This window comes from Xanthomonas floridensis (assembly GCF_001642575.1).
Taxonomy (GTDB): Bacteria; Pseudomonadota; Gammaproteobacteria; order Xanthomonadales; family Xanthomonadaceae; genus Xanthomonas; species Xanthomonas floridensis.
Window position 1 is genome coordinate 1 of record NZ_LXNG01000027.1, and the last position, 14,685, is coordinate 14,685.

Here is a 14,685-nt window from a genome sequence, read left to right on the forward strand (position 1 = left end):
GCTTAGGCGTGGCATGGGGGCACTTGTGAGGCCGGGAGGTACGGTCAGTCAACCCTTCTTCCCCCTCTTCCTTAAAGCGCTTGAGCCATTTGTAGGCCGTTCGGACGCTGACACCGGCCGCATGCGCCGCTTCTTCCACACGCAACCCCTGAACAAGGATGCGATCCACAAGCAGGGCTCGACCGCGAGGGCTCAAACGGGCATGTTTATGCAGGTTCATTCGGGGCTCCTGGGGGCTGGGTTGGCTTGATAACCCCCATCTTCCAGAGATGCCCCGGATGAACAACCTACTGAGAGATCACACCTAGCGGCGGCATCTGGCGGTGTTGGCCCACCCCTCGGGACCCTTTCCGCTCGCGGGAAGAAGGCAGTGCGGTTGTGGTGATTGCCATGCACCTGTCGCGCAGCCCATACGACCTGGTGCTGGACCCCTCGCATACCTGGCTCACCATCCACGACCTGGTGCTGAGTCCTTCGCATACCTGGCTCACCATCCACGAGTCGGTGGGCCACCCGCTGGAGCTGGACCGTGTGCTCGGCCACGAGGCCAACGATGCCGGTACCAGCTTCGCCACGCTGGACAAGCTCAAGGCCGGCTTCCTGGTTCGGGCATCCAGCGGGCGGGTATCTGGCAATGGGTGATGCCCGTCCGCGTCGGGACCTTCTCCCGCACGCTGGGAAGGCAGCGAGTGGGGTACGTCACGCTCGCCTGTCGCATATCCGACCCATCCACTCAGATCTCCGGCAGGTAACGTCTGCCCCATCACCGTGCAAGGTTGTGCAATGCCAGTCGCGATGCATCACCGTCGCGATCGGCCGATGATGCACCGGCCCACCTGGTGTTGGCCGGCTCCCCTCTCCCGCCTGCGGGAGAGGGTGCCCGAAGGGCGGGTGAGGGCCGGGGGCCGCTCAAACCGGCAGGCGCACCTGCACCCGATACACCTGGCCGGCGGTGATGTCGTGCACCCGCTGGTCGGCGCAGACCACGCCATCCACCAGCACCTCCATCGCCACGCGTCCGGCCTCGCGCTGCAGCTGCACCTCGAACTGCGCACCGCGGAACTGGCGCGTCACCTGCGCCTGCGGCCAGTGCGACGGCAGCTGCGGGCGGATCGCCAGCGCATCGCCCTCGCCGACCAGGCCAAACAAGCCCTCCAGCACGCAGCGATAGACCCAGGCCACCGTGCCGGTGTTGAACAGCTGGCTCGAGCGCCCGGCGGTGCGCGGGTATTGATGCCATGCACCACGGTAGTAGTTGGGCAGCGACACCGGCAGATGACCGCGCTGCAGCACGTCCTCGCGGGTCGGGCCGGGCAACAGCGCGCGCAGGATCTCCCAGGCGCGGTCGGACTCGCCGATCTGGTAGAGGCTATACAGATAGAACGCGGCCGCATGGTTGTACACCGCGCCGTTCTCCGCCGCGCCCGGCCACTTCTGGGTCAACCGGCCCACGTCGTCGCGCATGTGCGTATACGCCGGCGCCAGCATCACCGGGCCGTACGGCGTGTGCAGCTGCTCACGCACCGCCTCCAACAGCGCTGCGCGTTGCTGCGCATCGGCCGTGCCGGCGAGCAACGCGAAGCTCTGCGGGTTGAGGTAGATGCGACCTTCCACATCATCGGCGATACCGAACCGCACGCCGTCGTCGGTGATGCCGCGCGCATACCAGTTGCCGTCCCACAGCTCGCGGTTGGCATCGGCGTTGACGGTGCTGACCGCTTCGCCGAAGGTCTGTGCCTGCACGCTGCGGCCGTGCGCAGTGCAAATGTCCGACCACAGCCGCAGCGCATAGGCGGTGGCCACGGTGAGCCAGCCGGACACGCCCTTGCCGCGCCAGCCAACCATGTTCATCGGGTCGTTCCAGTCGCCTTGCGCGATAAAACTCAGGCCGCGTGCGTCGCGTGCATCCAGCAGCCACTGCATCGCCGCATCCAGCCGCTCGGCCACACTCAGGCGCTGCCCGTCATGGGTCTGCACGATCGCATCCAGGATGCTGGCATCGCCGGTTTCGGCAAGGTACGCGCTCAGGAACATCGGCAACCACACGCAGTGGTCGGTATGCGGCACCTGGTTGATGTACTTCAGCTCGGCGCCTTCCACCAGCAGGATGCCGTCCGGCATCGCGCCGCTGGGCTCCTGCTGCGACAAGGCATGCAGCAACGCCGCACGTGCGGTGGCCGGCTGCAGATAGGCCATGCCCATGTGGTCCTGCAGATAATTGCGGGTCTGCGGATCGGTGGTCAGGCGGTTGACGTCACCGTGGTAGAACACCTGCCGCGGCAGCCAGTGGTTGACCAGGTTGTCCAGCGCCGGGTCCGGCGTGGCGATCTGCACGCAGCCACGCCCGCCCTGCAGGTACTGCGCGTAGTCGCGCGCAGCGGCAGCAAAACCGTCCTGGGACAGATAGCGCGCGCGCAGCGCGGCGATCTCCGCATCGTCCTTGGCCGGCCCGAACGCGAAGCGGTACACGCTGCCTGCATCCGGCTCCAGCTGCAGGCGATATTGCAGCGCAGCCGCAGGAGTTTCGTAATGCGCTTCGTGGTTGCCCAGCTGCTCGGCCTGGATCGCCGACGGCGCATGCAGCCCGCCCTCGCCTTCGAAGGCCAGTTGCTGCGCCTCCCAGGCGACTGGCGGCTGTTCGTGCAGCAGGAAGGTGCAGTCCTTGAAATTGCGCTGGCGAAAATAGTCGTCGATCTTCTGGTACGGCGCCACGCTGCGGCAGACGATGCCGCCCAGCGCCGGCTCATAGCCGCCGGCCTGGTGCATCCACGACATGTAGCCGACCGGGAAGTACGCATACAGGCTGAGCCGGCGGGCGCGCCCGGACTGGTTATGCACGCGGCATTCCCACAGCTCCACCGCATCGTCGGTGGGCAGGGCCACGCACAGTTCCACCACGATGTCGTCATGGCACACGCGCCACCGCACATCGTGCTTGCCGGCGGAGAATTCGAACGCCTGCGGCGGTGCGCGCACCGGTTCGTGTGGCACCGAATACAGCGCCCCGCTGTCTTCGTCCTTGAGATAGAAGAAACGCCCGGGATGGTGCGCGTAATACGGCTGCTCCGGCATCATGAAGTTGCGCGCTTCCAGCATCGGTGCATGCGCATACTTCGATGGCTCCGGCTGCATGAACTGGCCGGTGGCGTAACCGCGGCAGGTGAGCTGCAGCATCATGCGGCGGTTCCACAAGAACCCGCCGGCGTTGGGCATGGCGGTGGGGCTGTACAGCGCGTAGCGCGCGCCGTCGGCGCTGGGCCCCAGCAAGGTGGACAGATCGTCGGAAGCAGCAAGAGGCGTTGCAGACACGGTCAGAGGTGCTCCTGTTCGTCGCGCTTGCGCGCAGCCAGTTCATGCTGGATACGACGCAGCAACGCGTCGTCCAGCGGATAAAAACGCATGGTCCATGCCGCCAGCAGGGCAACCGCACCGGGAATCACCGTCAGCAGCAGCACGATGCCGGTCAACGAGCCGCTGGACTGCGCACTGTTGGCGACATAGCCCATGCCGGCCAGCACCCAGGCAATGCCGGCCGAGGCGAGCGCGCCGCCAAGTTTTTGCGAAAAGGTCGCCGCCGCGAAGGTCATCGCGGTCGCACGCCGGCCGGTGCGCCACTCGGTGTAATCGGCGCTGTCGGCATACATCGAAAACGCCAGCGGCGACTTCGGCCCCAGTGCCAGGCCGATCAGCATGTTCAACGCAAAGATGGCCCACACCGCATCGGCCGGCACGAAGAACATCGCACAGCTCAACAGGCCGACGATCACCATCAGCCCGCACATCAGCTGGCGCTTGTCCCAGTGCCGGGTCAGCAGCGGCGTGATTGCCGCGCCGACACCCAGCGCTACCGAATAGCAGCCCAGGAACAAGCCGACCAGATCCGGACGTTGCACGTAGTACTTGAGGTAATACACGCCTGCACCACCGCGCATGGTGATGGTGATCATGATGATCAGCGACAGCACGAACAGCACGCACCAGGGCTTGTTCTGCAGCAGATCGGCGATGTCCCGGCCAACCGGCGTGCGCTGTTGCGGCGGTGGCTGCACGCGCTCGCGCGTGGTCAATGCCACGCTGACGAACAGCGCCACCGCAATGGCGCCGTACAGCATCATCGTGCGCTGCCATCCCAGCGCATCGTTGCCGCCGCCGAACCAGCGCACCAGATCCATCGTGAAGTAATTGACCAGCGTGGTGCCTGCAAACGCGCCGATGAAACGCAGGCTGATCAGACCGGTACGCTGCTTGCTGTCGGCGGTGATCACGCCCGACAGCGCCGAGTACGGAATGCTCACCACGGTGTAGGCCAGCATCATCACCAGGAAGCTGATCGTGGCCCACCACATGCGCCCGTTCTGATCCAGGTCCGGGGTGGTGTAGGCCACCACTCCCGTCACCGCCATCGGCACCGCACCCCACAGCAGATACGGGCGGAACTTGCCCCAGCGACTGCGGGTACGGTCGGCGATGGCGCCCATGGCCGGGTCCGCGATCGCATCGGCGATCTTGGTCAGCAGGATCATCGTGCCCACGGCCGCGGCCGGTAGATGCATGGTGTCGGTATAGAAGATCAGCAGGAACGCGGAGATGTTGGCCCAGTACAGATTCAGGCCCAGATCGCCGGCGCCGTAGCCCAGCTTTTCGCGCCAGCGCAGGCGCGCCGATGCAGGAGACGGTGCGGGTGTTGACGTCATCAGGTGACCTTCGGATGCGTTGTACCCGGCCGGTCACGCCGTTACGCTGGGCGCCCGCTCACCTGGCAAGGAGCGCCGACGCTACACCACGCATCGGCTGCCGCCAACGTGAAATCCGCTCAAATGCCGAATCGATCCGGAGATATAACCTGACGTGATGGACACCGCCGTCCCCACCACGCCCGCGTTCGCTTCCCCCTTGGCCATCGTCGTGATGGGCGTGTCGGGCAGCGGCAAGACCACCATCGCGCAGGCACTGGCCGCACACTACGGCTTCCGTTTCCTGGATGCCGACGACTATCACAGCGTGGCTGCGCGCGCGCAGATGGCCGCCGGCCAGCCGCTCACCGACGCCATGCGGGTGCCGTGGGTGGAACTGCTGTCGGCCACCCTGCGCGAGTGCGTGCAGGCCGGCGAATCGGTGGTGCTGGCGTTCTCCGGATTGCGCCACACGCATCGCCAATTGCTGCGCAGCAGCGGCGTGCCGATGCGCTTCGTGTTCCTGCATGCCGCACCGCACGTCATCGCCGCGCGCCTGGGTGCGCGCGCCGGCCACTTCATGCCCCCGAGCCTGCTTGACAGCCAGCTGCAGACGCTGGAACTGCCGCTGGACGAAGCAGACGTGGTGTCGGTGGACGTGGACGCCAGCGTGCCGGAGGTGGTGCACGACGCGATCGCACAACTAGCGCTCATCGACACCGCAGCCGCCAACGCCGGCACACCTTCGTTGCCCAGCGCGCCCTAGCGGCGCCGCCATGGCAGCGGAATCGCCAGGACGCTCACCACCACCAACGCAAGGCGCGCCGATAGCGTGTCGTGGCGTGCATGCGGCAACGGCGCCTCGTCAGCACCGTCGGGCAAGGCGTGTGCGCCGGCTTCCAGGTCGGCCAGCACGGCACGGGCCTGCGCCCAGTGCGTTGCCTCCACGCGAACCTTGATCCCACCCAGTGCCTGGCACAGATACCACTGCGCAAGGCATTGCTGTTCGTCGGCCAGATAGACCGCGATGCCTTCGGCCTGCAGACGTCCGGCCACCAGTCTTGCCTGCAGGGCATTGTCGTAAGACACCAGCGTCAGCCATGTCGACATGCGGGCTCCGTGCGCCATCGGACGCCGACATCTTAGCGGCGGGCGCACGCTATTTGGCGTCAAGCCGCCCGCTCACACGCTGGCGATGCCGGTGAAGGCCCGACACGCATACAGCCGGCACAACGCGCGTTCGCCAGGATCACACGCGTTCCATCCATGGCCGCGCCGCACGTTGCATGCCACGCCACGCACAGGCGTGGCCGTCCGCAGTCCACAGACCGCTAAACAAGGTGGCGCAAGATGTCCTGGTTACTTTTTGCAAACCGATGATTTTCCTGCCAATTCGACGTTGCCGTCCTGAATGATTTTTTCTATCGCAGATCCGCGAAATAGTGATGGATCATCACCATTTGCGCGATTAACGCACACGCTGAACGCAAATTTTTCGACTTGGTCATACCAGATCCAGGCAGACCCGACCGCTATCTAAATGCAGGTCCGCACCACTGTTGCAGGGGCGCGGTGATCGGCGATCTTCACCACGCAGATCCGGGGGGATCCAGCGCTTCCTTCCATCAATGGATACGCCGTGATGACCAACTCCAATCGCCGCTTGCGGTTACGCAGTTTGACGCTCCTTCCCTGCCTGCTTGCCAGCGCAGTAGCTTTCGCCCAGTCCAGCCCAGCTGCCGCACAACAGTCGGTTTCCTCCCTGGATGCCCAGGCGTTCGCGCGCTCCGGCCAGGTGTGGAGCGCCTTCGGCAGCAACCTCCCGTTCGCGAGCCCCTCCAATTGGCCCACCGCCGGTGGCGGTTACTTCAACGCGCGCTTCGCGCCGGGTGAGTGGAAGATCAATCGCACCACCGTCAAAGGCCTCAAGCCGGCCTGGACCCTGACCACCACCGGCGACATCTCGGCCACGCCGAGCGTGGAGGGTGGCACCCTGTACGTGCCCGACTGGGGCGGCACCCTGTACAGCGTCGATACCCAGACCGGCAAGCCGAACTGGCAGGCCAAGTTGTCCGACTACACCGGCAACGCCGCCTCGGTGACGCGCAACACCCCGGCCATCAGCGCCAAGAGCATCATCGTCGGCGACCAGGCTGCAGGCACCGTGCTGGCGATCGACAAGAAGACCGGCAAGCTGCTGTGGAAGACCACCGCCGAAGCCAACCCGCAGGCGCGCATCACCTCCTCGCCGGTCATCTACGGCAACCGCATTTACGTGCCCGTGTCCTCCGGCGACTGGGGCAATCTCGACCCGACCCATACCTTCAGCTTCCGCGGCAGCGTCGTGGCGCTGGATCTGAACACCGGCAAGAAGCTGTGGCAGTTCTACAACGTACCCGAGGGCTATACCGGCGCCTCGGTGTGGGGCCAGGTGGCGATCGACCCGATCAGCCGCCGCCTGTATTTCGGCACCGGCAACAACTACAACATTCCGCAGAGCGTGGGCAACTGCGTCTCCAATGCGCGCTCCTACCGCGGTAGCGAACTCACCGTGCAGGACGAACTGAACTGCATGGCGCCGGATAACTACGTCGACTCGGTGGTGGCGTTGAATCTGGATACCGGCAAGCTGGCCTGGGCCAATCGCGCACAGGGGTACGACGCCTGGAACCTGTCGTGCATCGTCGCACCCACCAACGGCCTGTGCCCGAATACGCAGGCAACCAACCTGACCGGACCCGATTACGATTTCGGTGGTGCCGGCGTGCAGTTGTTCACCGTGTGGCGTGACGGCAAGCCGCAGCAGTTGGTCGGCGCAGGGCAGAAGAGCGGGATCTATTGGGCCTTCGACGCCAGGACCGGCGCCAAGGTGTGGTCCACCCAGGTCGGCCCCGGCGGCACCACCGGCGGCGTCGAATGGGGCACCGCGTTCGACCCGTACAAGTCGCAGGTCTATGTGGCCATCAACAACAGCTCCAACGCCACTTACACCCTGGGCCCGGCCAACACCGTCAGCCACAATGGCGGCTCGTGGGCAGCGCTGGATGCCGCAACCGGCAAGATCAAGTGGCAGGTCAAGGTGCCCGGCATCAACCGCGTGAATCCGAACGTACCGGCCGGCGGCCAGGGCTCGCTGACGGTGTCGCCGAACCTGCTGTACGCCGGTTCGATGGCCGGCAACATGGTCGCCCTCGACACCGACACCGGCGCCACGCTGTGGAACTACGACGCCACCGGCTCGGTCATCAGCTCGCCGGCCGTGGTCAATGGTGCGTTGTATTGGGGCGCCGGCTACGGCCGCTTCAACTTCGGTACTGCAGCGACCAGCAACCAGCTGATCAAGTTCGTGCCCGAGAGTGGTGCGGCCAAGTAAGCGGTGACCGCATGCTCTGCGTTGAGTAACGCGCAGTGATAGCAAAACGACGGCGCCACCTTCGGGTGGCGTCGTTGTATGCGGTCGTAACGTGTGTCGGTGCTGGCTGCCACACCGACGCAGATGCCGGCCACGTTGCGGTAGCGGCATGACCGCTACAAACGCGTGACCTGGCACAGCCGGATCTGCCCCGCTTCCAGCCCATGCGCCTCGGCCGCGCGACGGCGCAACGCGCACACCAGTCCTGCGGCATCCAGCACACCGTCGGCAGGCACCTCCACGCTATGGGCGAGTTGCCCCCACAGCACCGGTCGACCATCGCAATAGCCTTCGTAGTCGGCGAAATAATGCAGCTGGCGCAGCTCAGGTACCGACGTGGACATCGCCCTGGATCTCCGTGCAGCCCAGATGTTCCAACGCGATTTCCAGCCCGAGCAGATAACTCTGCGCGCAGTAACCGCGCACCGTCGCAATGCACTCGCCCAGGCCCGCCGGCAGGCAGCGCTCCGGCCGGTCGGTGCTGTCGTCATGCGCCTCCACGTAGGGGTAGCGCAACGACGCCAGCACCCGGTGCAGGCGTACGCTGTCCACGCAACTGCCCGGATCGATCAACGCAATTTCCATCCGCGCCTGTCCGGCCACGCGCAAGGCATCCAGCAACTCCTGCTCCGACCCGCAGGCACGCAAGGCCACCGTCTTGCCCGCGTCGCCGGCACACTGCACCAGCTGCCGGATCACGGCCCGCGGCAACGGCTGCGGCCCACGCACCAGCGGCGACGATGCTTCCGGCCCGCGTACGATCATGATCGACATGCCGGCGTCCTCAGGCAGCCACGCGCAACGGCGCGTGCAACGACGGCAGACAACGCGCGGCAATGCCCAGCGACATCGCATAGGCACGCGGCGCATCGTGCGGCGCAATTACCACCGCCAACGGCGCATGCTGCGGATGCAGCCACGGCTCCAGTTCCTGCGCCGCATCGGCATGCAGCTCGATGTACGGCGTGGGCAACGCATCCACCGCCGCACGCAAGGCCCTGGCGCAGCTACGCTCGGACAAGGGCAGATCGCCCGAGTCCAGCAACACCAGTTCCACCTCGGCATCGCCACCGGCCGCATGCAGCTCGGCAATCAAGCTATCCACATCGGCACACGCCAGCGTGCGCAACGCACGCCCGGCACACTCAGGCAACTGCACCGGCACCAACCGCGCCGGATCGGCCTGAGGACCTCGCAAAATCAGGATACACATCGTGTTTGGCTCAACGCACCATCGTGCGGGAGTGCCAAGGTAGGGGCGGGCGCCATAAAGGCGCTATCCGTGCGCGCCAGCGCCGGCGTAAAGACTGTGTAATGGCGCCGCTGGGCAGCACGCATCGCGTTGGTAATCAAGTTCCACCGGTTGGGGCCGATAACCCGGCACCGGATACTAGGAGCAGGCCTGGGATGGAACGCAGACAAGGTAGCGATCACGCAGAGCCGTGCCGGTGAGCTGGGCTGTCGAGGCGCTTGGACTGACACACGACGCGGACGCACGTGCGATCAAGCGCGCCTACGCTGTGCGCCTGAAGACAACACGTCCCGACGACGACCCCGCCGCGTTCCAGCAACTGCACGAGACCTACCAGGCCGCACTGGCGTGGGCAGCGGCAATCACGCGCTCGCACGCCGAGGCAAGCGCCGAAGAGGTTGATGCCGGCAGGCCTGTAGGGGTCAACGCAGGTGTCGCGTCGCTGACCGAAGAAGTACGCACCAGGCGCCAGCCGTGGGCCGAGGCGATAGAGGGGACAGCCGAAGACATTGATGCCCACATGCCCGAAGCGGCGCACGCAGGCGCAGCGCCACCGGCCGAGGAAGCACGTAGCAGGCGCCAGCCACGGGCCGAGGTCATACAGGATCCGATCCTGAAGGCCGAACTGGCAAGGTGGCAGGACAATGCGTACGTGCAGGACGGCGTCACGCGTATCCTTGCTGCGGCGGACTCACTGTCAGCGGCAGACTTCAGTGCCTGGTTGCGTGCCCTGCCCGAAACCTGGTCCCTGGAGCTGCGCCCACGCATTGGCTACGCCATCGCCAGCCGCATCGCACACGACGGCGTTGCGCTCTCGGACGCCACATTCGATGCCTTCATTGCCTGCTTCTCCGACGACGAGGACAGCGACCTGGGTCATGCGCTCTGGGCGGGCCGAGTGATGGCCATCGTGCTGGGGCAGTCGCCGGATTTTCTGGCGCACTGGATGGAACACCGAGTCACCGTGCTGCCCGACGAAGAGCGTGGCGCGATCGGTACGCTTGTCCTGCGCGCACTGCGCGAGCGGCAGGCAACGTTGCAATTGAAGGCGATCGACGCGCTATCGAGGGCCCTGTGCTGGAGTCAGCTCGATCACAATCGCCATGATCGCGCGTGGCTGCACGATGCGCGCAAGGTGGCGCAGGTGCAGGGACGTAGTCGGCGACGGCTAGCCGCACTGTCGCCTGGCGGAGACGCAGCCGTGCTGGCCCAAGAACTGGAGGCATCCCACTGGCGACATATGACGCCGCAATGGGCCGCGGCGCTGAGGGCGCGCGTGGTCGGGCCACCCTCTTGGCGGGCGTGCTTGCTGTCCGCCCTGCTGCCGATGCGGCCGGCATGGATGTACCGTTTCTGCGGGATCATCAACCATTGGTTCCCGGATGGTTTGCCCACAGCGCTGCAACCACAACACGTGCGTTTCTGGAAACAGCTCGGCAATCGGCGTCGCCCGCACGGCTGGCAGTTGGCGGTCGGCATCGGACGCGGACTGGCAGTCGCCGTCCTGCTCGCCGTCGGCGCGACCCTGATGCTTCCGATTGCCGGTATCGCCGCCAGCGCCTGGGTATTCCCCACCCTGGGAGCGGGCCTCATGATCTGGAGTGCGCTGGTGATGGTCCAGATGGCAGCACGCTGGCAGGCATGCACCGCATTCTCGAGCGAAGGCAAGCGTGTCGCGCATCGCTGGGCGATACCGGTCACCAGCGCAGTTATTCTGGCAGTGATGCGCAGTGGTGCTTCGGGAGCTGCCAGCAGCGCAGCGCTTGCGTACATCGCTATTTTTCGCCTCACTGGACGCATGGACCCTGATTCACGCTCCGCGGTCATGCCCATGCTCACGTTCGTCGGCCTTGGCACGCCGATCCTGATGGTGACGCAAGCCGGGGCCTGGTTCGGCACGGTGTTCGCTCTGCTGCTCTGGGTGGTTTCGTTGATCCAGGACGCACAGCACCGCCGCCTGCAAGGCGGCCAATAGACTTCTGCAACTGAAGGGACACAAGGGATCTGCTCATGATCGTAGGTATCGACCTCGGCACCACACACTCGCTGATCGGCGTGCACGATGCCGAGGGTGGTCGGTTGTTCACCAATCCGCACGGCAGTCTGCTGACACCGTCGGTGATCAGCATCGGCGATGACGGCAGCCTGTTAGTGGGCCAATCCGCCCGGGAGCGTCTGGTAACGCATCCAAAGCACAGCGTGGCGGCGTTCAAACGTTGGATGGGGAGCCCGCGCGAGACCAAGCTGGGTGAGCGCAGCTTTCGTCCCGAAGAATTATCGGCGCTGATCCTGCGCTCGTTGATCGCCGACGCCGAAGCGGCGCTAGGCAGCAAGATCGAAGAAGCGGTCATCAGCGTGCCGGCGTACTTTTCCGATGCGCAGCGCAAAGCCACGCGTGTGGCCGGTGAACTGGCGGGTATTCGCGTGGAACGGCTGATCAACGAGCCCACGGCTGCCGCGCTGGCCTACGGGCTGCAGGAACGTGGCGGCGAAGGCCGGGTGTTGGTGCTAGACCTGGGCGGCGGCACGTTCGATGTGTCGCTGCTGGAAATGTTCGATGGCGTGGTCGAAGTGCACGCCAGTGCCGGCGACAATTTTCTCGGCGGCGAGGATTTTCTCGAGGTCCTGGTGGAAGGCTTCTGTGCCGAGCATCGCCTCGATGCCGCCAAGCTTGCGCCTGGCGACAGCGCGCAGCTGCGCCGCCGGCTGGAACAGCTCAAGCGCGAGCTGAGTACGCAGGCGCAAGGTGCCATCAACCCGAGCATGGCTGGACAGAGCTATGCCTGGGAGATCGACGAAGCGCGCTTTGCGCAGCTGGCCGAGCCGCTGTTGCAGCGGATGCGCACTCCGATCGAGCGCGCCTTGCGCGATGCCAAGCTCAAACCGTCGGAGCTGGACGATATCGTGCTGGTTGGCGGCGCAGTGCGCATGCCGATGATCAGCCGCCTGGCCACCCGCATGCTTGGCCGGCTACCGCTGCGTCACGTCAATCCGGATCATGCCATCGCGTTGGGCGCGGTCGTTGCCGCCGGCCTGAAAAGCCGCGACGAGAGCCTGCGCGAAGTGGTGCTCACCGATGTCTGCCCATACACGCTCGGCACGCAAATCGCACGTCACAGCAACGACGGCCAGGTGCGCTCCGGTTACTTCCATCCCATCATCCCGCGCAACAGCGTGGTACCGGTGAGCCGCGAGGACCGCTTCTACCCGATCAACGAGCAGCAGAGCCAGGTCATCATCGATGTCTACCAGGGTGAAAACCCCATGGTGGAAAAGAACATCAAGCTCGGTGAAATACGCGTCCCCCTGGACCCCAGGCGCGCACGCAGCGAGCAAGGCGTGCTCACCCGCTTTACCTATGATGTCGATGGGCTGCTGCAAGTCGAGGTGATCGAGGATGCCACCGGCAGGCGCCACGAACTGGTGCTGGAACAGAACCCCGGGCTGCTTGATCGTGATGAAATCGCGCGCCGGCTGCAGGCCCTGGAGGCTCTCAAGATACATCCACGCGACCAGCAGCAAAATATCGCACTGATGGCACGTACCGAGCGCGTCTATGAGGAATATATCGACGCGCGCCATCTGGTGCAGCAGTGGATCGTGCAGTTTCGGGAAGTGCTTGAGAGCCAGGATCTGCGACACATCGAACGCCACCGCGATGAACTTGCGCAGGCACTGGACGAACTGGAAGCACGCGCGTGAGTTGGGCGTTGGACGCGCTGGGGTTGGACAAGGATGTAGATGAGCGCGCCATCAAGCGGGCCTACGCAGCACGCCTGAAAGTGACTCGCCCGGATGAGGATCCGCAAGGCTTTCAGCGACTGCATGAGGCGTATCAGGCTGCGCTGGCCTGGCGACGCGCACGGACCTCACGCCTGGACGCGGCCGCATCGCTGCATGGTGATGACGATGTTTCATCGTCGCCGATTGCGGTCGAGTGGGTGATCGACCCGCCCATACCCAAAACCGCGCCTGCGAATCCGGCCGGCGACGACATGGCAGCAAGGCCGGCGGCTAGGCAAACTCCCGATCACGTCGACGTCATCGCTCCGCCGGCACCGGTCGACATCACCGCCACCGTCCACGACATCCTGGTCCAGGCCTGCATCCTGACGCCAGCCGCACTGGCGAGCTGGCTGCAGGCGCAGCCAGCGTTGTGGTCGCTTCAACACAAGCCGCTCATCGGTCATGCACTCGCCAACCGCTTGTTCCAGTCCCGTCCCGGCATGCACGAAGACAACTGTACGCTGCTGGTCCGCTGTTTCGACTGGGACCAAGTGGGGAGCGAGGTCGATGCGCTGGCGCTCGGCGAGCTGCGCCAGCGCATGCACAAGCACTGGTTGCTGGAGCCGGCGGGCGAGCAGACCCTGCACTGGCACCTGATCCAGCGCATGCGACTGGCGTCCTCCACCGGCCAGGCGCGCTCCCTGGTCGGTCAGCTGCAAGGCGCCTTTTCCTGGAGCCGGCTGTTGGGTGCCGCGCTCTTGCCCAGCAAGGTCGCCAAGGTGCTGCAGCTCCTTGCAGCTTTCGGTCATCCACGCGAACCGCTGCCTGCGCAGTTCAACCTGCGACGTGTGGCGTTCTGGTCGGCATTGGACCAAGCCGGACACGCCAACCTTCCGCGCCTGCTGGTCGGACTGGCACGTAGTGCGCTGGTAGGCACGGCGATCGGTCTGCTCACCCTGCTGCTCACCCTGTCCAGCGGACGGATGGACGCGGTCAATCTCTCGCTTGGTCTGGCGATAGCCACCGTCTTCGCCTGGTTGAGCTGGTTTGGTTTCGCTGCGCTGATAGGCTGGCAGTCGCAGGACGAAAATATGCGATCCAGTCGACAGGCCATCTTCTGGCGACTGGCCTTCATTCCTCTGCTGGTATGCCTTGGCATGCTGCTGATCCATCTGGGCGGCCAACGCATCCTGGGCAGCATTGTCTTGATACCTGGGCTGATACTTGCCGTGCGCCGCTACATGCAACGGGCCCGCCTTGCGTTCGAGCTCAAGGGCTGGAGCCTTCTGCTGTTGTTGCCGATATTCAAAATGGGGGCGGTCATTTTCGTCTTCAGTGAAGTCGCCGCCCTCGGCGCATTGGTTTTGTGGATCATGGACACGATCAAGCACCGCCAAACCATTGCCCGGACCTGGCGCGCTGGGTAAGCACGGAGACGGGTCACGGCACTGACTCCTGTCGCTTCCAGAGCAAATTACATGTGCTCAGCGGCCCGTCCCGTCGCGGCTTCGCTCGGCAACATCGCCAAGGAACGAGCGATGTTGCTGATGAAGAGTGGTCAGCTGGTGCGCCGTTCGACGCAGGGTTGGCAATGCATCTTTGGACGTACGCATTGCGCTTTG

The 14,685-nt window shown here is 65.1% G+C and carries 13 protein-coding genes; 6 read left to right on the plus strand and 7 right to left on the minus strand.

Annotated elements, in window-relative coordinates:
* A partial coding sequence (locus A7D17_RS23070; RefSeq protein WP_153041972.1) for a leucine zipper domain-containing protein occupies positions 1-220 on the minus strand: 220 nt, incomplete at its 3' end.
* A 170-nt stretch (positions 221-390) separates the two neighbouring features.
* On the opposite strand from A7D17_RS23070, the gene A7D17_RS24935 reads away from it, so the two are divergent.
* Positions 391-642, plus strand: a complete 252-nt coding sequence (locus tag A7D17_RS24935) for a hypothetical protein (protein WP_239692227.1) — start codon at positions 391-393, stop codon at positions 640-642.
* A gap of 267 nt (positions 643-909) precedes the next feature.
* Here the strand turns inward: A7D17_RS24935 and A7D17_RS15695 are convergent, their stop codons facing one another.
* Both A7D17_RS15695 and A7D17_RS15700 read right to left on the minus strand, forming a co-directional pair.
* Positions 910-3,309, minus strand: coding sequence for a GH36-type glycosyl hydrolase domain-containing protein (locus tag A7D17_RS15695; RefSeq protein ID WP_064509946.1), 2,400 nt, complete (start codon positions 3,307-3,309; stop codon positions 910-912).
* Between the two features lie 2 nt (positions 3,310-3,311).
* Positions 3,312-4,694, minus strand: a complete 1,383-nt coding sequence (locus tag A7D17_RS15700; protein ID WP_064509947.1) for an MFS transporter — start codon at positions 4,692-4,694, stop codon at positions 3,312-3,314.
* A 157-nt stretch (positions 4,695-4,851) separates the two neighbouring features.
* Here A7D17_RS15700 and A7D17_RS15705 point away from each other — a divergent pair, with 157 nt between their 5' ends.
* The gene (locus A7D17_RS15705; RefSeq protein WP_064509948.1) at positions 4,852-5,439 is read left to right on the plus strand and encodes a gluconokinase; all 588 of its coding nucleotides are present in this window, start codon (positions 4,852-4,854) and stop codon (positions 5,437-5,439) included.
* On the opposite strand, the gene A7D17_RS15710 is transcribed toward A7D17_RS15705, so the two are convergent.
* Entirely contained in the window at positions 5,436-5,783 is a 348-nt protein-coding gene (locus tag A7D17_RS15710) for a putative signal transducing protein (protein ID WP_064509949.1), read from the minus strand. The two genes, A7D17_RS15705 and A7D17_RS15710, sit on opposite strands and share 4 nt — an antisense overlap.
* Positions 5,784-6,315: 532 nt before the next feature.
* On the opposite strand from A7D17_RS15710, the gene A7D17_RS15715 reads away from it, so the two are divergent.
* Entirely contained in the window at positions 6,316-8,046 is a 1,731-nt protein-coding gene (locus tag A7D17_RS15715; RefSeq protein WP_064509950.1) for an outer membrane protein assembly factor BamB family protein, read from the plus strand.
* A gap of 155 nt (positions 8,047-8,201) precedes the next feature.
* On the opposite strand, the gene A7D17_RS15720 is transcribed toward A7D17_RS15715, so the two are convergent.
* Genes A7D17_RS15720 through A7D17_RS15730 form a run of 3 tightly spaced genes read right to left on the minus strand, consistent with a single transcriptional unit; the run spans position 8,202 to position 9,298 of the window.
* Positions 8,202-8,429 carry a hypothetical protein gene (locus A7D17_RS15720; protein ID WP_006449106.1) on the minus strand — a complete coding sequence of 76 codons (228 nt, stop codon included), beginning with the start codon at positions 8,427-8,429 and terminating at the stop codon, positions 8,202-8,204.
* The gene (locus tag A7D17_RS15725) at positions 8,410-8,859 is read right to left on the minus strand and encodes a hypothetical protein (protein ID WP_064509951.1); all 450 of its coding nucleotides are present in this window, start codon (positions 8,857-8,859) and stop codon (positions 8,410-8,412) included. The genes A7D17_RS15720 and A7D17_RS15725 overlap by 20 nt, the downstream gene beginning before the upstream one ends.
* Positions 8,860-8,869: 10 nt before the next feature.
* Positions 8,870-9,298: a hypothetical protein gene (locus A7D17_RS15730; RefSeq protein WP_064509952.1), complete on the minus strand. Its 429-nt coding sequence runs from the start codon at positions 9,296-9,298 to the stop codon at positions 8,870-8,872.
* 235 nt (positions 9,299-9,533) lie between these two features.
* Between A7D17_RS15730 and A7D17_RS24940 the strand changes: the two genes are divergently transcribed.
* Genes A7D17_RS24940 through A7D17_RS15745 form a run of 3 tightly spaced genes read left to right on the plus strand, consistent with a single transcriptional unit; the run spans position 9,534 to position 14,490 of the window.
* Positions 9,534-11,312 (plus strand): J domain-containing protein, encoded by a 1,779-nt coding sequence (locus A7D17_RS24940; RefSeq protein ID WP_239692225.1) that lies wholly within the window; start codon positions 9,534-9,536, stop codon positions 11,310-11,312.
* 35 nt (positions 11,313-11,347) lie between these two features.
* Complete coding sequence (locus A7D17_RS15740) at positions 11,348-13,039, plus strand: molecular chaperone HscC (RefSeq protein WP_064509954.1); 1,692 nt, start codon at positions 11,348-11,350, stop codon at positions 13,037-13,039.
* The gene (locus tag A7D17_RS15745; RefSeq protein WP_153041973.1) at positions 13,036-14,490 is read left to right on the plus strand and encodes a J domain-containing protein; all 1,455 of its coding nucleotides are present in this window, start codon (positions 13,036-13,038) and stop codon (positions 14,488-14,490) included. Before A7D17_RS15740 ends, A7D17_RS15745 begins: the two co-directional genes overlap by 4 nt.
* Positions 14,491-14,685 lie beyond the last annotated feature (195 nt).